At 39.5% G+C, this 21,368-nt stretch carries 9 protein-coding genes and 2 tRNA genes; 1 reads left to right on the plus strand and 10 read right to left on the minus strand.

Annotation, left to right across the window (positions count from 1 at the left end; all coding sequences use genetic code 11):
• Positions 1–58: 58 nt before the first annotated feature.
• The 4 genes from MXE38_RS06300 to MXE38_RS06315 form a co-directional block, all read right to left on the minus strand.
• Positions 59–1,792 carry a hypothetical protein gene (locus MXE38_RS06300; protein WP_246913266.1) on the minus strand — a complete coding sequence of 578 codons (1,734 nt, stop codon included), beginning with the start codon at positions 1,790–1,792 and terminating at the stop codon, positions 59–61.
• 108 nt (positions 1,793–1,900) lie between these two features.
• Complete coding sequence (locus MXE38_RS06305; RefSeq protein ID WP_246913267.1) at positions 1,901–2,821, minus strand: flagellin; 921 nt, start codon at positions 2,819–2,821, stop codon at positions 1,901–1,903.
• Between the two features lie 301 nt (positions 2,822–3,122).
• Positions 3,123–4,067 carry a flagellin gene (locus tag MXE38_RS06310; protein WP_246913270.1) on the minus strand — a complete coding sequence of 315 codons (945 nt, stop codon included), beginning with the start codon at positions 4,065–4,067 and terminating at the stop codon, positions 3,123–3,125.
• 326 nt (positions 4,068–4,393) lie between these two features.
• On the minus strand, positions 4,394–9,055 hold the full coding sequence (locus tag MXE38_RS06315) for a hypothetical protein (protein WP_246913272.1): 4,662 nt from the start codon (positions 9,053–9,055) through the stop codon (positions 4,394–4,396).
• A gap of 744 nt (positions 9,056–9,799) precedes the next feature.
• Between MXE38_RS06315 and tsaB the strand changes: the two genes are divergently transcribed.
• Positions 9,800–10,510, plus strand: coding sequence for a tRNA (adenosine(37)-N6)-threonylcarbamoyltransferase complex dimerization subunit type 1 TsaB (gene tsaB, locus MXE38_RS06320; RefSeq protein WP_246913273.1), 711 nt, complete (start codon positions 9,800–9,802; stop codon positions 10,508–10,510).
• Positions 10,511–11,692: 1,182 nt separating this feature from the next.
• Here the strand turns inward: tsaB and MXE38_RS06325 are convergent.
• The 6 genes from MXE38_RS06325 to MXE38_RS06350 form a co-directional block, all read right to left on the minus strand.
• Entirely contained in the window at positions 11,693–12,970 is a 1,278-nt protein-coding gene (locus MXE38_RS06325) for a hypothetical protein (RefSeq protein WP_246913276.1), read from the minus strand.
• 922 nt (positions 12,971–13,892) lie between these two features.
• A tRNA-Ser gene (locus MXE38_RS06330) sits at positions 13,893–13,983 on the minus strand.
• Between the two features lie 624 nt (positions 13,984–14,607).
• The gene (locus MXE38_RS06335; RefSeq protein WP_246913278.1) at positions 14,608–15,873 is read right to left on the minus strand and encodes an O-acetylhomoserine aminocarboxypropyltransferase/cysteine synthase family protein; all 1,266 of its coding nucleotides are present in this window, start codon (positions 15,871–15,873) and stop codon (positions 14,608–14,610) included.
• Positions 15,874–16,970: 1,097 nt separating this feature from the next.
• Positions 16,971–17,061 (minus strand) — tRNA-Ser (locus MXE38_RS06340).
• A 973-nt stretch (positions 17,062–18,034) separates the two neighbouring features.
• Positions 18,035–19,951, minus strand: a complete 1,917-nt coding sequence (locus MXE38_RS06345) for a SurA N-terminal domain-containing protein (RefSeq protein ID WP_246913280.1) — start codon at positions 19,949–19,951, stop codon at positions 18,035–18,037.
• Positions 19,952–20,262: 311 nt separating this feature from the next.
• Entirely contained in the window at positions 20,263–20,541 is a 279-nt protein-coding gene (locus MXE38_RS06350) for an HU family DNA-binding protein (protein WP_246913282.1), read from the minus strand.
• Positions 20,542–21,368: the final 827 nt, after the last annotated feature.

The following is a 21,368-nucleotide window of genomic DNA, read 5'->3' on the forward strand; positions in this document are numbered from 1 at the left end:
AAACAACAAGGCAGCTTAATGGAAATAAGCTGCCTTGCTATTATGTGTCTACCAAGTCTTAGAGCTTAATATAAACTAAGTCATAAGGGCCAAAAGTACTTGAGTTAATGACTATAGGCATAGCATCAGGATCAGTAACTTCAATACGATAAATGCCTTCGTAATACTTATTCAAGTTGGTTTGTTTTTTCCATATGTTGTAGGTCTGCTTTAAAGAAAAGCTCTTATGTCTTTTTGATAAAGGCAAACTTACTTTGCTTAAATTAAGTTTAAGCTCCAAACCTGTAGTAATAACAAAGTTTTCATTTACCTGTTCATCCAGCCAAGATGATGTGCTATTTATGGTAGAATGACAGTCCCCAGCAGCACCCTCTAACATGGAGCTGCTAGGTTTTACCAATAAGTCACTACCTAAGTAAATAATTAAACAATCTTGTCCCCAACTTTCTAGCATCTGCTGCGCAGCACCTAAAGCATTGGGATTAATAGTCACTAAACATAGACGTGAGTCAAAAATATCCCATAGCCTTGGAAAACTAATACTCAAGCGCCTTATTTGTCGAGCCATCAGCGCCCGCTCTTTTTCTATTAATGCGCCCAAACTTTCAATCTTGTCTTTTAACTCTACAGTTAAGATCTGGTGGGGCTTTCTTTGAAATTGAGATAGTCCAGGTAAATCATAATTACGGGTGCGATTAGCATTTATGGGGCCAAAAGCAGGAGCATTGGATAACAGCTCCATTACTCCATAGGTATTGTTATTTACCATAGGTGAGGTAAAGAACTGCTCATTTGGCTCAATAGCATCTTGAAGCTCCGACGATGCCTCTACGACGCCCCTCTCCTCAGTAACAAGTCCATTAGATGCAAGCTCATTATGACCTTGCTCCTTACTTGGTAGAGCCTTATTGGCCTGCTCCATATTCTCCAAGGTTTGCAATGCTTGCTTAGATCTTTTAGGGATCTTGGTAACACCAATAGCCTGAGGAGGCATAGCGTCTTCCCTGGCTTTTAGTACTTTAGGGTTAAGACGTTTTGAGATGGAACTCATGCCTAAATAGTCAATTTCGCTCTCGTCACTAGATTCGCTTTCTAGCTCTAGTTCCAAGTCCTTTCTTTGGTAGCGTTTGGCTTTAGGGCGAGGCATTTGAGCCCAATCAAATTCACCTACCTCTTCATTTAAGTATTGCTTAATTTCTCGGCCTAAAGTGGTTCTACCATCGATTTTACGAGAGTTAAGATTAATATTAGGGAAAAATACATCTTTGCTCGGATCCTTTAAGGACTCAATCAGGCCATCATCCATCATGGCTATGCGATCTAACTCAAAAGAGCTATAGTCAGGATTTTTAACGTTTTTAATGAGCTTTTTGAAGTTATTTAGTGATTTATTAGTGTTTTGGGCCTTAAGTTTAAGAAAATCAGCAGCCTTTTCATACTCTTGTGAAGTAGTAACCAGCTTTTCTAAAAGGCGATAGTTAACGACCACACTTTTAGTACCAAAGAATAACTCTCTGGCATCATGAAATTGCATAAGGTAAAACAGTACAGCAGGGGCAGTGCGGTACATAATATGGAAAAAGCTGCGATATTCATTACTAAAAATAGTTCTATGAACAGTCAAAAGCTCTTTTAGTAAGTCAACACTGTAAAGATAGTCATCCTGATTAGCTATAAGCTCAAAGCAAAGTCGTTGATAGTCATCATAAGCTTGATTTAAAGCAGCATAGACTAATTCAAAATCAAGAGGTCTACCAATTACTTGCTCATTGTTTGGTAACTTATCAGACATAGCACTCCAATAAAATCTACAAAAGCCCAATCTAAAACTGATTATTAATATAAAAAAGGCGGACTTGCGCCCGCCTCTAAATATAAAGAGAGAGATATTGTTATTCTGTTAGCCTAACAAGCTTAAAGCGATTGTTGGGCGCTGGTTAGCCTGAGCAAGCACTGATTGAGAAGCCTGCTGGATAATGTTGTTCTGGGTAAGAGCAGCAGTCTCAGAGGCAAAGTCGGTATCACGGATACGGCTACGTGCATCAGCCTCATTCTCAGAAATATTAGCCTGATTGCGAATAGTGCTTTCCATACGATTTTGCAAAGCACCAAGCTCTGAGCGGCGAGAGTCTACTGCTTGAATAAAATCATCTATATGAGCAAGTGTTTTAGTTGCATTTTCGGCAGTGGAAATACCCCAAATCCACTGTTCAGTATTGCTATCTACTTTACGTTTTACAAGGCCTCTGGTATTGTTTGCAATTGCAACAGCAGAATATGCTTGACAGAAAATACCAGAAATAGCAAAAGATTTCACCCAAGATAAATTAAGGGTGTCATTCGCATTGGCTCCAACTTGGAATACCACATTACCGTCTGCTGGAATAAGGCCTTTTCCTTTACCTTGTAAAATTGTTTTACCTGCAAAAGTAGTTTGGTTTGCAATACGGGTAATTTCAGCAGAAAGCTTATCTACTTCTTGTTGAAGTGCATTACGGTCTTCTTGGGTATTGGTGCCATTAGCTGATTGCACGGCTAAAGTACGGATACGCTGGAGCATATTGGTGGTTTCGTCTAAAGCACCCTCCATGGTTTGAGCTAAGGCGATACCGTCATTGGTATTACGATTTCCCTGATTTAAACCATTAATCTGGGAGGTAAGACGATCAGAAATCTGTAAGCCAGCTGCATCGTCTTTTGCAGAGTTAATGCGCAATCCTGAGGCAAGACGCTGATAGGATACATTCAAGCTATTGGTAGCATTGGTTAACTTTCTTTGGGCATTAATAGAGCTTACATTAGTATTAACATAAAGTGCCATAACAATTCTCTCAATAAATGATACAAATATAAGAATATCATTTGACCTATTAGATAGTGTAATTAGCTTGAATATAGGCTTTTACAGTAATTGCGTATACCATAAGCTAAGTTCTTCTTTAAGAGTTCTTTAATGAAAAAACATCTCTACCCAAGGTCTTTACTATAGTTTAGTGCTATAGAGTAGTATTTTCTAGAATTTAGAAATGCAATATAGGTGCCAATCACTCTATCAGGACGCTAAAATAAAAAAGGCGGACTTGCGCCCGCCTCTAAATATAAAGAGAGAGATATTGTTAGTCTTATTGACCTAATAAGCTAAGAGCAATGGTTGGTCGCTGGTTAGCTTGTGCAAGCACTGATTGAGATGCCTGCTGGATAATATTGTTTTGGGTAAGAGCAGCAGTCTCAGAGGCAAAGTCGGTATCACGGATACGGCTACGAGCATCAGCCTCATTCTCTGAAATATTGGCCTGATTACGGATGGTACTTTCCATACGATTTTGGATAGCACCCAGCTCAGAGCGCTTAGAATCAACCTTTTGGATAAAAGCATCAATATTAGCTAAAGTTTTTGTAGCAGTATCTGCTGTAGAAACCTGCCAGACATATTGTTCTGTTTGACTATCAACTTTCTTTTTGGTTATGCCTTTATCATTGGCTAAAGCTGCATTAAAAACTTGTGAATAAAGTCCAGACAAGGTAAATGAACGAGACCAAGCAAGCGCTAAAGTGTCACCAGCATTAGCGCCAACTTGGAAAGTTAGCTTTCCTTGGTTATTACCACCTGGAATTAAACTTTTTCCTCCAGTATTAGTTGGATTAGCTCCGTCTAGTACTGTAGCACCAGCAAAAGTAGTTTGTTTGGCAATACGAGTAATTTCAGCAGAGAGCTTATCAACCTCTTGCTGTAATGCCTTGCGATCCTCGGCGGTATTGGTGCCGTTTGCAGCTTGCACGGCTAAGGTACGGATGCGTTGGAGCATGTTGGTGGTTTCGTCTAAAGCACCTTCAATGGTCTGTGCTAAGGCAATACCATCGTTTGTATTACGATTTCCCTGATTTAAACCATTGATTTGTGAGGTGAGACGATCGGAAATCTGTAAGCCTGCAGCGTCATCTTTTGCAGAATTAATTCTAAGGCCTGAGGATAGTCTCTGGTAGCTGACGTTTAAGCTATTTGTAGCATTGGTTAGCTTTCTCTGGGCATTGATCGAACTTACATTAGTATTAACATAAAGTGCCATAACAATTCTCTCAAAAATGATAAAACTTATGTACTATCACTCGACTGTATAGATAGATTTATGCGCTTAAAATAGGGATTTACAGTACTTGCTTATGCCCAAAGCTAAATTATTCATTATGATTTTGTTAATGAATAAATCTCTATACTATATGGTCTACCTATAGATAACATCTATAGGATGGGTATTTTTTACTTAAAAAATAAAAAGCATGATATGTGCCAATCATTTTATGACACTTAGCTTAAATTGCTTAACAGTACTAGTATTAAGCACTAAAGCTCGTTGTTTTTACTAGCTTCTTAGAGTTTCTGTAATGATTTAGATTAGTCCTCAAATAATTTCACGCCTAATCTGTTCATTTTATGGCTATGTAGAACTGTAGTTCTACTGTGCTTAGTATTAAGAGAAACACCTTCATTATTAGAGCTAAATTGTTCATATGCTTCACGATAGGATTGAGCCATTTTATCCATTGTGGTGTTCAGATTACTCTGCTTAATTTGCTCTTCATTAAAAAATCCTAAATATGAAGGTATATGTTTGGCTCCCTTAATATCTTTCCAGGTATTGTTAAATTGTGGCCTATCAAAGTCAGAAGTAATCTTTTTTCTGTCTAACGATTGAGAGGCTTGGTTCTGAACAGTGTTATTTATCGAATTTTTGACGCTTTCTTGAGTATTTGCTGAACATGTGGTAGCAATCTCTAAGGATTCAACCGTGTCCTTACTGGAAGGTACCTTATTAGCTGTGGTAGAAGTTAGGGCAGTTTCATGAGCATTCTCTTTAGCTCTACCAGATAGAACTACAGTATTATCAGCAACTTCTAAAGCTTCAACTTTGTTCTTACTAGAATTTAGCCTAATAGCATGGTTAACTGTTGGAAGTGAGTCCTTACTAGTAGTAGAAGGTAAGTCAGCATCCTGAGCAATCTCTATAGTGCTATTAGGCGCAGTCTCGTTATTGGTAGCAACTTCTAAAGCTTCATTCTTGTCCTTTCTGGATGTTACCTTATTAGCTGTTGTAGAAGTTAGAGCAGTGTCCTTAGCAGTCTTTATAGTGCTATTAGGCTCAGTCTCTTTATTGGTAACAACTTCTAAAGCTTCAACCTTGTCCTTTCTGTAAGGCACCTTATTAGCTGTTGTAGAAGGTAAGTCAGCATACTTAGCACTCTCTGTAATGCTATTAGGCATAGTCTCTTTACTGGTAGCAACTTCTAAAGCTTCAACCTTGTACTTACTTGAAGGCACCATATTAGCTGAGGCAGATGGTAGGTCAGCATACTTAGCACTCTCTGTAGTGCTATTAGGTACAGTCTCTTTATTAGCTGCAACCTCTAACGCTTCATTCTCGTCCTTACTGGATGGCACCTCATTAGCTTTTGTAGAAGTTAGAGCAGTGTCATGAGCAATCTCTGTAGTGCTATTAGGCGCAGTCTCTTTATTGGCGGTAACCTTTAGAGCTTCACCCCTTGTATTCTGTGAGGGTGCTTGCTTATTAGCGGTGTCTTTAGTTGGCTTGTTCTTATTGCAGCTGTTAGGTGATTTACTACCATTAGAGGTTTGCTTACAAGCGTCCTTTTTAGAGGCTTTTACCTTAGCTTTGCTTTTTGACTTGGCTTTAGGTGAAGCTTTAGTGCCAGCTATAGGCTCAACAGACATTTCATTCAAAGCCAAATCGCTGCATTCATCTATAAAGGTGGCAAAATCAAATAGCATGCCCTGTTTAGGTAAAGTTTCAATAGACTCAGTATTTACTTTTGCTGGTTGATCGTTAGTGCTTTTTAAGGGATTAGGCTGCTCTTTAACTTGAGAGGTTAAATCGGACTTATCGATTAGAGAGTTAAAGAGGCTATGACCAAAAGCACCAGCAGGTACTTTATTTTTGCTATTAACAATTGTGCTACTATCGCTATCTTTAAGCTTCTTTGCCTTAGATTTAGTGGTTTTCTTAGGAAAATGGCAAGCATCTAATTGCTTTTTTTCTATAGAAGGACGCTCTATCTTATGGTGCTTATTGTTGTTCTCAGTGTAGAGGATATTCTCATTATAGATAGGGCTATAAAGAGCTTGGTAATCTTCTGAAAACTCAAAGCCAGTAGGTTGATAGTAAAAGATGTTGTTAGGGCAGGATAAGTGCTTAGGAACTGCAACATCGACTAAAAGATTTAAGCCCTTTTTAGAAGGCAGCACGTGCACTCTACAAGTATCGCTAATACTTTTAGACAGTAATTCATCCTGGGACTCATTTGCAAAAGGACTACTATTAGAAGTTTTTGCTAAGTCTTTCTTTAAAGTCTCACTGGAATGGGCTGCCTCTAACTCTAGCTCTAAGCCCTGGCTATTAGGGGTAAGGCTCACCTCAGTCCCATCATCATTATTATAGAGTTCACTATCACTTGAGATGGTGCTGGCAGTTTTTGCTAAGTCTTTCTTTAAAGGTTCAATGGAATGGGCTGCCTCTAAATCTAGCTCTAAGTCCTGGCTATTAGGGGTAAAGCTCACCTCAACCCCATCATCATTATTATAGAGTTCACTATCACTTGAGACGGTGCTGGCAGTTTTTGCCAAGTCTTTCTTTAAAGGCACACTGGTGTGGTCTGCCTCTAACTCTGGTTCTAAGTCCTGGCTATTAGGGGTAAAGCTCACCTCAGTCCCATCATCATTATTATAGAGTTCACTATCACTTGAGATGGTGCTGGCAGTTTTTGCCAAGTCTGTCTTTAACGGCTCACTAGAGTGGTCTGCCTCTAACTTTAAAGCTAAATCTGAGGTGTTAGGAGTAAAGTTATCCTCCATGCCTGACTCTGGGCTATTGTTAGGGCAATAAGCATCATATGGGGCTATATCCTGGTGATGGGCATGGGATTGAGGGTAATTTGCTGCTGGTGAGCATGCTTGAAGTAGCTCAGGCTCTAAATTAGCTTTAAGAGCTGATTGGTCTTGCTCTTGGCTTTTGGAAAAAGTTGAGGTCTGATGATTGAGGTAAAAATTGCCTTGCTTATCACTTTGGTATGGGGATAAGAAATCATCTTGAGAGGCATTAGTAGTTTCGTGTACGTAGCTAAGAGCATCTACAGTTGCTCCAAGGTCTGGGCTGTTGCTGGAGGTGCTATAGTTGCCTTTTAAGGAGCGGGCGATTTGAGTAGTAGAGTTGTGCTCTAGCACTCTATTTTCATTGAGGTTAATAGCTCTCTTGCTGCTAGAAACGCAGCCCCTGTCATCCATACTTGAGGCGTTACCATATGATGGTGTGGTATTGGTAGCGCCAGTAGCTGTTGTAGCAGCAGTTGCTGTTGCGGCTGTGGTGGTAGTGGCGTCAGCAGCGGCTGGAGAATGGCTGTAGCTACGGCCTTCGCTATGGCCGTGGCCTTGGCTGCGGCCTGGGGAGCTGGTGTGCTCCTCGATATAAAATTGGGCGTAGCGAGGGTAGTGGGAAGGTGGCAAGTCCTTAGTAAAGATATGATCATACTTATAGGTACGAGCATAGCGAGAGCGCTGGTGAGAGCTAAAGCTTTTAAATCTAAAGTAAGTTTGGAGGCTTTCGTAATCAAAGTCCTCAAAGCATTCAAAAGTATCAAAGTATTCACTGAGATTGAATAAGCTACAAATTTGATAAATGCTAGGATCTTGACTGCAAATGGTATTAATTAAATCATTGCGATCTTGATTTAAGGTAAAGCAAAAGTAATCATGCTCTCCAACAAAGAGCAGGTGATAATGGTCAAAGTACTTAGAGGGCTTAAGTTTTACCAAGAAAGCTACTTCATGATTAGTATTAGTATGGGGCTCTTCTAGCTTGCTCTTATTTGCGCAAAAGTATAATGAAGGAGTGTCTAGAGCTAGCATAAGCTCATCAGGGCAAAGCTCTGCAAGGGCACCATCATAATTAGTTGTGGTTGTAACTTGGGGTTCGTTTTGGGTAGCTGTAGGGCTAATCTTAGTATGCCAAGCGCAAAGATCATATTTGTAGCTGGTAGTTGCGCCCTTGTATTCAAAGATTTGCACAAAGAGCAGATCTTTTAGGCCTAGGGTGCTAGTTTTATAAAATGATTTATTCACTCCAGGGTACATGCTAAGAGGCTGAATGGCACCAGTCTTTCTCTTGGTGGCTCCATTATTGGTGCTATTGGAAGTGAGGGCATGATTGATACCTTGCTTAACTTTATTACGGTAAGTAAAGGTAGTGACTTTCTTTTGGCTGTAAGATAGCTTCTTTTCTCTATTATGGGCGAGATTCAAACCATAAGTTACAGCTTCGCTCTGTGCTGCCTTTCTTGATTGCTGCTTGCTCGATGCATAAGGATTTTCGTCATTAGAGAGCGCCTTAATCTGTTGATTAGGGTAAATAGGTGTCATACGCTGTCTTTGGATGGTAAAAGAGCTTTTTTGCTCAAAGTTCATACGCTTATTAGGGCTGCTAGCAATAGCATATTGAGGGGTAAAGACAGGCTCTAATGGTAGCAGCTGAGAGGGCGCTATACCTGGGACGTTGAAATTAGACTCTTGACTGGTAGTGTCTAATGCTTTAGCGATAATAGGGGCAATGCTCTCATGTTCATCTTTAGTGGTACATAAATCAAGCTGAGCATTTAAAGTGAGTTCTGTAGCATGAATATTAGCTTGCTTTTGATGGAAAACATGAGACTGGCGATTGCGATTAGCAATAACACGTACATCATGTTCAAGTTGCTCGACTGTAAGCTCTGATTGATTCTCCATAGGAGTACGCTCAATAGAAAATACACGGCATAGTTTCGAAATAATCTCAACATAGGTTAAAGGGCCTAGGGATTTAATACGTTCAATGGCTCGGTATTCAACTATAGCGCCCACATCATGACAAAATGAGGATAGCTCATTACTTTCGTATAGTGCAATGATTCCTTGTACATCAAAATAAACTCTTAAATCAAAGAGATCAGTGACAGTTTTGCCTTGTAAAGTAATGGTATGGGTTGTTGCAATAGTAGGGTAGTTTCTAGCCATCAAAATTCACCCTTAGGGTCTTGCTAAATATAAGAACTGCTGCCCATAGAGCACTAGCAAATATCTTTGTTATCAAAAGATAAAAGCTAAGGCAGGCAGTTGTAAATAGGAGTTACTAGTAGTAGTTTGAGCTGTAAAACAATAAAGTAAGAACTAAAGTACAAAGAATAGCAAAAGCTTAGCAAAGAGCCTCTTGGCTTTGCTGGGCTTGCAGGTTCTTTCATATTAAGCCTTATTAGTGCTATGGAGGCTTAATACTTAACCTTGTCTAAAACGATACAGCAGTTGTTTGTAGTGTTCAGTCAACATCGATCAAGTTGACTGCTCTATAGGCTTGGCAGCTCTTAAATAGTAATGTTGTATAGAAAAAGCATAAGTTAGCTATGCTCAGGAGCTAATATTGTCCAACTATAGAGTAGTATTTGCGTAAATTTAAAAAACTTTACAACTAAAAGCCTTGTCAGGCAAGTGTTTATTAGGCTTTGCGCTGTTGAGAGTTAGTACAGTTGAGGGCAAAATTAATTACTTATGCACTTTATAAGCACAACTTAGCTACAGCAAAAAAATTTATTAAAAGATACGTACAAAAGGCTAATGTGGCGGCCACAAGAAGCAAGCTTGCCTAAAAGTTTAGCCACTGTGCTATTATGCACAACTAAAATCACTTAAGGTAAGAGTAAAGTTGTTCCTTACTCTAAGTGCTATCTGTTTTTTCGTTGTTTTAGAGCAGCTTAGGATATTTATATGAGCGTGCAGACTATTTTAGCTATTGATACTGCTACAGAAAATTGCTCCGTAGCCTTAGGTCATAATGGTAAGATTTTCTTAAAGAGTGAAGTTGCTCCTCAAAAACATGCCAATTTAGTGTTAGGCATGATTGATGAGTTATTGACCGAAAATAATGTTGACCGTAGTGCAATTGATGCTATTGGCTTTGGATCAGGCCCTGGTTCTTTTACTGGTGTACGTATTGCTGTATCAACAGCTCAAGGCCTAGCCTTAGGTTTAGATAAAAAGGTTTTTGGCCTTAGCGATCTTAAGTTGTTAGTAGTAAAAGAGTTATTAGCTAAAGGTACCAGCCAAGAGCCTTGCTTTGGTCTTGGTTGTATTGATGCTCGTATGGGTGAGGTCTATTTAGCTCTTTATAGTTATGATGGCCAGAATATTAATACTGTCATTAGTGAGCAAGTATTAAAGCCAGAGAATGCTATTGCACAGCTTAAAGCACATCAAGATAAGCTGCACTCCAACTTAGTCTTAGCAGGTAGTGGTATTGCTATTTTACAAAGCCAAGACCCACAGTTAATTCCTGGTGAGGTCAAAGAGCTTTATCCTCAGGCTGATGCTATTATTGCTTGTGCTCAAGTAGAAAAGGTAGACCTTAGAGATCCTAGTGAGGCTGAGCCTTTATATTGCCGCAATGAGGTAACCTGGAAAAAGATAGGCGAGCAATAGCAATTTTTAGTATTGGTTGGTGGAATGAGACTAACCAATACTTTTGAAGAATAGTTGTATCTGAGCCATTATTATGTGCAAATTAAGGCAAGACCTATAGGTTGGCACATTAATTTCATATCGCATTTAGTCTGAAAAGATAGTTCAGGATGATCACTTTACAGAATTTATAGCAGGCTGTTTAGTACAACTTGCTAAACAGGTGCGTTTATAAGTATTTACACCTTTTGTCAAAAGTGCTTATTTTAAGGCTAATAAGAAGAGCTTTAGGATAGGTAGGCAAGAAAGGGTGGCATCAGAGCAAGACTCTGATGCGCTAACATGAATACAGCAAAGGCATAAGAGCTTATGCCTCGGTAAGTAGGGCAAATACTTACCACTGTTTAACTAAAGGTGAGAGCCTTTAGTAAAGATCTCTCCTGAGCTATCTGCTCAGTGGCTGGGGGTTTTTGGACTTAGGAATTTAAACCCTCAGCGTCCTACTATTGAATACGGCCTATTTAAGAAAAAGTTTAGTGATTTAATTAAATATTTCTCAAATATTAGCGCTTTTTTCTATTTCTCCCTCCTTCAAAGTCAAGTGATCCCTTTATTTATCAGCTTTTAGAGCTACTTAAGCTTTTGCCGTTTTGACCTAAGCTAAGCTGTATTATTTTTGCACTATTAGTGAACAAAATTTCAATAAATGCGATATTTATCGTATTTGTATTATTGTGAGTAAATAAAGTGGATACGGCAAAAATTGCCGCATTTTCGCAACAATAGATATACACTTACTCACTCATGTGCTCTAAAAGTACCGAGCTTTAGGATTAATTATGGTTAGTTTGGGTAGGAACTAGCCACAGGGCTCTTATAGGAGATGCAGTAAGTGCAGAGGCTATTTACTTTGCTAGCAGTGACTCTTGAGCTTGGGTAGGTACTCAATAGTAGGTTTAGCTTTAGCTTAAGCTTTAACTAAGGGCTTATAGTTGCGCTTAAATAGGGGACAGCCACCACTATCGCTAGGCTAATGGAGGGCCTTGAATTACATTAAGCGTGAGCCTTGGAAACAGGATGGCTAAAGGGCAGTGGGCAAAGGGTAAAAGGTAAAGGGCAGTAAGGCAGTTGCCTTTAAGAGAAAAATTAGGCCTCGAATACGTCCTTAAGAGAGCATATATAGAGGCCTGTTAGGCAATGCTTTTAGTCAAAGTTGTAATGGTAGCTTTGTAAGATACGCTCACATAAAGGTGAGAGCTCTTCAAATTGTTGTTTAACTACTGCCGCTTGTGATTGACGGCCAAAGAGTTCACAACTTAAGGTAGCTATAATGTTGTGGCTGACAATACTGCGCTCATAAAAATAGTTTTGCATATCAGGCAAAACGCCATCACTGCCTTTTTTAAGATATGCTCTTAAACTTAACTCCATGTAGTGATCATTTGGGTCAATAGGGTAGTTAAAGACGCTTTGATGGGAGCCTTGGTTAGAAATCTTTAGTGCATCTTGAGTGCTTCTAACCTCTTGCAAAATCTCATACTCACCATAAAGCATATTATCCTTATCACTAAAACGCTGCAAGAGGCGTGCTTTAAAGTCATCAAAGCTTAAACTTTGCTCATCATCAAGTGGAGTGATCTTTAAGGTGATCATAAAGTTGCTATCGTCAGCGCTATAGCTAATCACAGTAGTATCACCTGCTACCATAAAGCTCTCAGTAAGATCTTTAGGGTAGTCAAAAGCTACATTCACAGATTGAGCTGCGATTTGAGCTGGCTCGGAGGATTGGGGATGAGCAGGCGCAAAACTATTGCCAGAGCGTAAGCCTAAGCCTTGAGCATTGCCAAGATAAGCTCTTCTTTGATCAGCAGGATCATCGCTAGAGTGAAAATGGTCTTGTGCTAAATCTAAGTTGATATTGTGTTCACAACGAGCCATTGGCAAATTACTGGCCATACTTGGCAGTGGGCTAGTTAACTTGGCTGTTCCTAAAACATCAGAGCTTTTAGCCTGAGCAGGGCTTTGATTCTGAGCCTGCTCCTTAACCTGGTCATGGGCCTGAGCCTGAGTTTCAATGGAGCTTACCGCCTTATCAATGCTGTTTTCAATGCTAGTATTAGCGTCTTGAGCTTGTAAAGAGGTATATGCGCCAGAGATGGTAGAGCTTTGAGCATTATCATTATGATCAAGAGAGGCAATATAATTACCCTTGTCTGCCTGAAACACAATATCCTCTGAATAGAAATTGTCAGCAGAACTATTAATGCTTGGTAAGGAAACAGGCTCTAAATCTTTATCTCGATTACGATGGCGGTCAGTTGCGCCAATACGTAAGGTATTGGTTTCGCCACTATCATTAGAGGAGCGAGCGCTAGTACGACTGTTAAAATTCTCCATGCTGTCAGCATAAGCAGATGCAGCAGCTGATGAAGTTAAAAGAGCCAATAGCACGCTGGTAGATAGTGAAGAAAACTTGTTCATAAAAAAAACCGAAATTTAAAAAGTTTGTCCAGCTCTCTCGAGCTCACGATCAAGGCACGATAAATCCTTATTCTTGCATCCGCAATGAATAAGCACCAAATAAAACTATGTGCTTGTTAGGCAAGCGTAAAGGAGCAGCTTGTTGCTCCTGGTTAGTGATGCGATTGATCGTTAAAATCTGTTTGCCTGATTATTTGGTCTTAATCTTTAAGTTTGTACAAACTTAACGTATAAGCTACGCCATTAAAGAACACAAGGGAACATAATAATCAACTTATACAAAGACCGAATTTGAGTAATAGTCAATGCATGTAAAATCACGAAAGTGAAATGATATTTCCTTAGAGTTGTTGTCGAATTATCGAGGCACATATTAGATCAATGTTTATGGCTTTTCTACAAACTTAGGCTAAACCTAAGAGCTATATCACATCTCACTCAATATCTATTGATTAAAAAGCAAGCATGCACAGAAAATAAGCAACATGACCTGAGTGCAAAACAAATCTAGGCAAGCATCAATGCTTTAAAATACCTCACAAATTATGATTTCTTTGTTGCGATATTTCTGACCTAAAAGTCAGTAAATAAAGGAACTAAGAATCTTTATAGCAGCTTTGTTAGACTACCATTTCAGGCATAGCTAATGTAATTTATCAAAAACTCTATTGCAAGCAACAGAGAGCGGGATCAGCAAATTTGGCTAAAATTTAATTGAGAAAGATCTGTTTTGGTGCACGGTTAAAGGTCGATCACCAAAAGGGTTAGTACTCTTGAGCAATCTAAGAGCAATTCACAAAAGCATCAATGATCTTGCGATTAAGTGATAGTAGAAAATTACAAAAGCCTGTAAAAATAAAGGTTTGTATCTATTGTTTAGTGAAAATAAAAGCAGCTTAAAGCTGCCTTATTATTTAATTACTGGCGGTGAGGGCGGGATTCGAACCCGCGATACGGAGTTACCGTATACACGCTTTCCAGGCGTGCTCCTTCAGCCACTCGGACACCTCACCGCACCAGAACATCCCACTGTCGTGGTTGTTTGGAACGGTGCTCATTATATAGAAAATTTGGCTCAATGCAAGCCTTTGCGCAAACTTTTTACAAAAAAGCCGCAAGCGCAGTGCACCAACATCACCTCAAGTGCTACCTTCTCACCAGAATAACCTTACAAAAAACAGATAAACATCGCATTTGCTAACACCAAATTTACAAAGCTTCCAGTCCATCCATCAAGCACATAAAAAGTGAGCACTACCATCACCCATAGCCAAGCCCAAGCTCAAGACTAAGCTAAAGCTCAACTCCAAGCACCAGAGCAAATTCCAGTGCAAGCTTAAAGGCAAGTCCATTAGGCAAACCTAAGGATAAGTTTATGAGCAAGCTAAAGGGCAAAGCTGTTGGCAAGTCTACGGGCAAGCCAATGAGCAAGCTTATGGGCAAGTCCATGCAGCGCATAATGGGTAGACTAATTTAATAAAGAAGCCGTATGGTGCTATTGGCCATACTTCTTTGGCAACAAAAGAAAACAGCACCTGAACTCTACAAACAAGCCCAGGTGCGGAAAAATTACATAACTTAGTGATTATTGTTAGTAATGAGTAAAAGAAAGCAAAATTTAATCAAACATAGCCTAACTATGCTAGAGCGGAGCTGAGATCGGCAATAATATCGTTAACGTCCTCAAGACCTACGGAAAGACGAATTAGATTAGGGCTAATGCCTGCTTGTGCTAATTGCTCATCAGTAAGTTGGCGATGAGAGGAGCTAGCAGGGTGAAGCACAATAGTCTTAATATCGGCTACGTGTACTTTTACGTTGATAAGATCTAACTTGTCGACAAATTGTGAGCAATCGTCTTTGGTGCCTTTGAGCTTAAAGGAGAGCACACCACTTGCGCCTTTAGGTAGGTACTTATTAGCTAAAGCAAGTTCACTGGAGTTTGCAAGTAAAGGATAGAATACTTGCTCTACTTTTGGATGGTTTGATAAAAACTCAGCCACCTTTAAGGCGTTGGCACTGTGGCGATCCATACGTAAAGGTAAAGTCTCTAAGCCCTGGTTAACGTAAAAAGCATTTTGTGGGCTTTGCAAGCAGCCCAAATCACGAATTAATTGGACACGAGCTTTAACAATATAAGCAGCCTTGCCAAAAGCCTCAGTATAAACACTACCATGGTAGGAAGCATCTGGCTCACTAAACTCTGCAAACTTATCCTTATGAGCTGCCCAGTCAAAATTACCAGAGTCTACAATAGCACCACCTAAGCCCAAGGCATGGCCATCCATATATTTGGTAGTGGAGTGCACTACGATGTCAGCACCAAACTCAATAGGGCGGCATAAGTAAGGAGTAGCAAAAGTATTATCAACTAATAAAGGTACGCCATTATCGTGAGCAAGCTTTGCTATACGCTCAATGTCTAAAACCTTGGTGCAAGGATTAGAAATGGTCTCTGCTACTAAAGCCTTGGTATTAGGCTTAAAGTAAGAGCTAAGCTCCTCATTAGACTTAGTTTCATCAATAAAGCTTACCTCTATGCCAAAGCGCTTTAAGGTAACTGCTATTAAATTAATAGTGCCACCATATAAATTGGTGCAAGCTACAATGTGATCACCACTTTGGCAAATGTTTAATAATGCAACCATCCAGGCGGCCTGACCAGAGCTGGTACAAATAGCACCTACACCACCTTCAAGAGCGGCTATTTTTTGCTCAACAGCATCAACAGTTGGATTAGCTAAACGAGAGTAGAAGAAGCCAGCTGCTTGTAAGTCAAAAAGCTTAGCTACTTGCTCAGTAGAGTCATATTTAAAGGTAGTGCTTTGATAAATAGGGAGAGCTCCTGCCTCTCCATTTTTAGGTTGGTAGCCAGCATGCAAACATTTGGTTGCAAATTCCATAAAAATCTCCTTAAAGGTCAAGTCTACTCACAAGACGACAACAACAAACCAGGAAACATGCATTTCCCAAAGTGATCTTAAGGATCAAAAAGGCTTGACCATATAATTGTCCAAGTGCTTTATCATAAGCGACCTATTATGCTGACTATGGCTTTTGCACCAAACCTTTCACCACCTCACCAAAAAAACATAACCTCTGCTCATTTTTAAGGCAAAACTACCATTACCCGCCGCAGCTGCCGCTGCTGTAGCGTTCTCAGCAGCTACTACTGCTACTGTTACTGCTACAGCAACCGCAAAAACAACAGCTCGTTCTCTTAGACTGGCTATTTCAGTCGCTTGAGAAAGTTGCTACTTTTACTAAGCAAGTTATGTTTTCGTGCCAGCAAAGTCTCTTGCTATTAATTGCTAACTGATTCTCTGTATGTAAAGGTAGTTTGCTCAATGGAGGAAATGCGGCTCTTATACGTTCAAATGGTGAGCAAGTCTAAATTGGGTGTAATAGGGTAATGCCTCATACGCTTAACAGTAGCTTGATAAAGTTGCTACTTTTACTAAGCAAGCTATGTTTTGTGCCAGCAAAGTCATCTTGCTATTAGTAGCTAACTGGTTCTCTGTATGTAAAGGTAGTTTGCTCAATGAAGGAAATGCGGCTCTTATAAGTTGGTATGGTGAGCAAGTCTAAATAGGGAGTAATAGGGTAATGCCTCATACGCTTAACAGCAGCTTAAGTAAGTTGCTACTTCTACTAAGCAAGCTAAGCTTTTGTGCCAGCAAAGCCTCTTGCTATTAATGGCTAACTGATTCTCTGTGTGTAAGGGTTGTTTGCTCAATGAAGGAAATACGGCTCTTATAAGCTGGTATGGTGAGCAAGTCTAAATAGGGAGTAATAGGGGTATAGTTTTTAGTTAACAAGGCATTAAGGCATTAAGGGTCTATGATCAAATAGCAGGGGAGGTATTCTTAAGCTAAGCTTTTGGTAAAAGATGCTATCAAGAAAGGTTGGGGCAGGAGTTTTTATTATCAATCAAATAGATAAATATCTATGTGAATAGGCAAAATAAAAGCAGCTTTAAGCTGCCTTATTTCTTACTTACTGGCGGTGAGGGCGGGATTCGAACCCGCGATACGGAGTTACCGTATACACGCTTTCCAGGCGTGCTCCTTCAGCCACTCGGACACCTCACCGCTCTAAACAGTCCACTGTCGTGGTTGTTTGGAACGGTGCTCATTATAAGGAAAAATTAATGACTTGCAAGCTTTTTTAACAAAAATTTACGCAAATTTTCATGTACCACTAATAAAAAGCCATAAATAAGCCATTATAGGCCAGACACAATGCCATACATATTTGCACTAACTTGCAGCTAAAACCATAAATCCATCATGAACTTGTACCCCAACTCATGATTTCCTAATTAAGAGTATTGAGTTTTAATTAGTTGATTACTTTAAAGGAAGCAAAGGTAACTCTGGTAAGGGAACCCTATATAAATACTTAATAGGAATGCTATATGCTATAGCAGACCTATAGTATGCTAATGCCTAAAAAAATATTTTTTTCTGAAAAGTAGATATTAAAGGGGGTTTTTGCTTAACATTTATGACGGTAGGGAAGCCTACCTACTAAATCCAAGGTTTTATGCTCAGAGCGTTAGCGCTAATTCACAGTTTAATTTATCTTGTTTTTTTCAATAATTAGGTAAACATTCCACTTACTTTCACTTGTCTTTCAAATTAAGGCAGTGTCGTGGCAGATAGGTAGGCAGGTAGGTAGGTAGGGCAGGCATATGGCATATGGCATATGGCATATGGTATATGCGTTGCAGCTAATGCCAACGTAACAGTGCGCCTAAACAGGTACAAGTGCGACAACAATGCCATGGCGTGATTTGGGTATTGATACTAGGGCGTAAAGCGGGCATTTAGGTATTGCCGTTAAACTGCGTATAGATCCAGCCACTTATACTATTATCATGGTCGGATTTTGAAAGATAAGTGTATATTTTTGCCAGTTAATATTGATAAATATAAATGTGACCTTTTGTTAAAAAGCCCAAGTGTCAGAGAACTATGATTGATCTTGCACTTGGGCTTTAAATTTGGGCTGCTAGAATATTATCAGTGCTAGCAGCCTTAGCAGTGTTAGTTGTGAGGGAGGCTACTCTTCGTTGTTATTTTGAGTTACTAAATTGATAGCCTCTTGGTTGTAGATAATGTCACTTAAAGCACGTGCTTGACGGTTTAAGCCATTTTGTACTACCACATTTAAGTATTGAGCATATGGAACGTTCATTACCTGAGCGTAAGTCTTAAGATCCTCAGCACTTGTCTCAGTTACTTTCTTAAGCACAGCTAAGGTCTCAATACCGTTGTTATCATTAATAACATAGGCACCCTTAGTATCAGATGGTAAAGCATAAATTGCTTGGCTCATCTGGGCACTTACAGAGTTTACGCTAGGGGATAAAATAACGTTCTTCTTTACGCTAATGTTCTTAGCTAAAGAAGCATTCTCATCTTGAGTTACCTTAACAGCAACTTGCTCTAAAGCCTCGTCAATAGCAGCATTAAGCTTGTTATTGTTAACAATCTTGGTAGCTAACTCTTTTACGTCCTCAAAGCTACGTAAAGCAGCCTCATGGTGCTCATAAACATTAATAACAATAGAGTTGTTGTCATCAATGGATACTACCTGGCTATTAACACCAGAGGAGTAAACTTCCTCATTGAAAGCTAAAGATTGAACCGCCTCAGTGTTAAATGGCCACTTAGCAGCGCTATCGCCCTGGTTAACTTTCTTAGAGTCTTGAACCTTAATCTTTAAAGCCTCAGCAGTAACATCTAAAGAGTCTGGGTTTTCAAAAGAAAGATCAGACATGGTAGTTACACGCTCGTTATAGAGATCACGAGCCTGGGCATTAACATAAGCAGTCTTAACCTTGTCTTTAACATCAGCAAGCTCAGGAGTATGGGCTGCTTCAATCTTAGTTAAGGCTACAAAGTGGGTACCAAAGTCATCAACGATAGGATCGCTAATTTGACCTTCTTTAGTCATAGAGAATACTACAGCATCTAAATTAGCGGCTAACTGACCTTGGCTAAATAAGCCCATATCGCCGCCCTTGTCCTTAGTAGCATTGTCGTCAGAGTACTCTTTGGCTACCTTAGCAAAGCTTTCACCACGAGCTAAGGCTTTCTCTACAGCCTCAACACGCTTAGCAGCATCTTTAGAGTTAGCACGAATAATAATGTGGGCTACTTGGCGTTGCTCAGGGATCTTAAAGTCCTCTGAGTACATATTAAAGAAGTCCTCAAGCTTAGCATCTGTTACCTCTACTTGAGAGCGTAAGTCGTCCATAGAAAGTAAGAGGTAATTAAACTTTACATTAGCAGGGGCTTTAAACTCATTAGGGTTATTATCGTAATAAGCCTTAACCTCTTCATCGCTAACAGTAATATTCTTAGCTAAATCAGCTGGATCAACAGTGTAAAGGTCAACTTCACGAGTTTGGGAAATAACTTTAGCTACATTATCAAGCTCAAAAGGAAGAGGCATGGTAGCAGTGTTTAACAATGGACGAGCTACGCTTTCAGACATTAAAGAAACACGTAATTGCTCACCATAGTAATCTGGGCTCATACCCATGTTACGGATAGTAGCTAAATATAACTCATTGTCAAAACGACCATCCTTTTGGAAGGCTGGAGTTCTACGGATCACATCACGTACTTGCTCATCACCAATACGTATGCCTAAATCCCAAACAGTGCTATTAAAAGCTACATTATCAATCATGCGCTCTAATACTTGCTTCTTTAAAGTAGCAACGTATTGTGGGTTTTCAAGTAATTGAGCTCCACCTTGCATGCGGTGTAACTGTTGAGCTTGGCGATTGTATTGATTAGTCCACTCGTTGGAGCTAATTTTGTAATCACCAATAGAGACTGGATCAGTATCAAGTCTAGGAATTAAATAACCACCCACACCAGTGAGCACAAAAGAGACCATGATGAGGCCAAGGATAATCTTAAATCCTTTGGAATTGGCTCCATCTCGTAATTTATCCGATAACATTAAAAATCCTCAGCAAATCCATGAGCACTATAAGGCTAGAGAGTAATTTAATATAAGCAAGTTAGATTTTGCTTAGTATAAAGACAATCTAAATTAGTTCAGACTTGCCACTAACACAAATCAACTAGTTTGAAAGTAGAGTGCCAAAGCACTCAAGTACTATTAGTAGGGCTAAATATTATCATACGCATAAGTGCTAATGCTAGGCACTTATCAGGCAAAAGCATAAGATTAGAAAAAATAAAGCGCTTGTACCCAAAAGTACAAACGCTTTTTTTGACTAAGCTAAAGTAATATAGCTAGCAAGGTTATTACTTGGCGTTAACCACATCCTTGAGGTTCTTACCTGGACGGAAGGATGGAACTTTAACAGCTGGGATCTGTAGAGCCTCACCAGTACGTGGGTTGTGGCCTGAACGAGCAGCACGCTCACGAACTAAGAAAGTACCAAAACCGATTAAGGTTACATTATCACCATTGGAAAGGGCCTCTTGTACGGCAGCGGTAAAGGCGTTAACGGCAGCAGCGGCTTCCTTTTGAGTAAGTTCAGCCTTCTCGGATACCTTTAAAACTAAGTCACTCTTATTCACTTTATTAACTCCTAAAAATTCAAAGAAAAGCAATAAGTCTTAACCTAACAAAGGCCTTAAACCACGATGATATTAAGTGTTTGGTTTAGGGCTTTGATATACGGGTAAGTTACTACACAATTTGCACTCTTGAAGGCACTCTTTGGGGTCATAACTTACGGTTAAAACTCAAAGAGCCAGGTACTAACATAGCTCCCTAATGACTCATAATCAGTTGTCCAAGAGAACTAGCCATTTAAATCCCTATACTCTAAAAGCTAACTATAGCGGTCTTATACTAACAACTAGTCAAAAAAATGTTAGATGTAAGGAAAATACAGGGATATGCCGCCCTTGCCTTGATCTTTATGAACATCACAAAGACCCTCAAGTAGTTAAATGGGAGGCAGTATAAAAAGCTGTAGACAGTAAGCTATGATGTTTAGAATACTATTAGTCAAGCTAAACACACACTGCAAAGCTTGCTTGCAGCTTTCTTGTCACAATTATGCACAAGTAAACTATAAAAAAAGTATCTTGATATAAAAAGCGGGATCTAGTTCGCAACTTTTTTCCAAAATTACACTCAAATTGCGACGGCCTATACGTTTTTAGAGCACTAAGGCTACGCTCTTAAGCCGCACCATATCTAAGCTAGCGGCTTTTTTAACATTGTAAAAATATGTATCTATTTAAAGAGAGTTTTTAGCACTCATTACTCCATATCGACCGACATTAAGCGCTGGTTGAACAAAATGTGGCAAAATCTTGTAAAAACACCATCGACAAAACTACACTATATTAACCTTTATGCAAAGTAAATATGTGATATAAGTCACATATAGTTT

It is taken from the genome of Anaerobiospirillum sp. NML120448 (assembly GCF_023050945.1).
In the GTDB taxonomy this organism is placed as follows: Bacteria; Pseudomonadota; Gammaproteobacteria; order Enterobacterales; family Succinivibrionaceae; genus Anaerobiospirillum.

Coding starts and splice junctions, on each gene's coding strand:
- MXE38_RS06345 (WP_246913280.1), bottom strand. CDS start 19,951: ATGTTATCGGATAAATTACGAGATGGAGCCAATTCCAAAGGATTTAAG.
- MXE38_RS06305 (WP_246913267.1), bottom strand. CDS start 2,821: ATGGCACTTTATGTTAATACTAATGTAAGCTCTATTAATGCCCAAAGA.
- MXE38_RS06315 (WP_246913272.1), bottom strand. CDS start 9,055: ATGGCTAGAAACTACCCTACTATTGCAACAACCCATACCATTACTTTA.
- MXE38_RS06325 (WP_246913276.1), bottom strand. CDS start 12,970: ATGAACAAGTTTTCTTCACTATCTACCAGCGTGCTATTGGCTCTTTTA.
- MXE38_RS06310 (WP_246913270.1), bottom strand. CDS start 4,067: ATGGCACTTTATGTTAATACTAATGTAAGTTCGATCAATGCCCAGAGA.
- MXE38_RS06300 (WP_246913266.1), bottom strand. CDS start 1,792: ATGTCTGATAAGTTACCAAACAATGAGCAAGTAATTGGTAGACCTCTT.
- tsaB (WP_246913273.1), top strand. CDS start 9,800: ATGAGCGTGCAGACTATTTTAGCTATTGATACTGCTACAGAAAATTGC.
- MXE38_RS06335 (WP_246913278.1), bottom strand. CDS start 15,873: ATGGAATTTGCAACCAAATGTTTGCATGCTGGCTACCAACCTAAAAAT.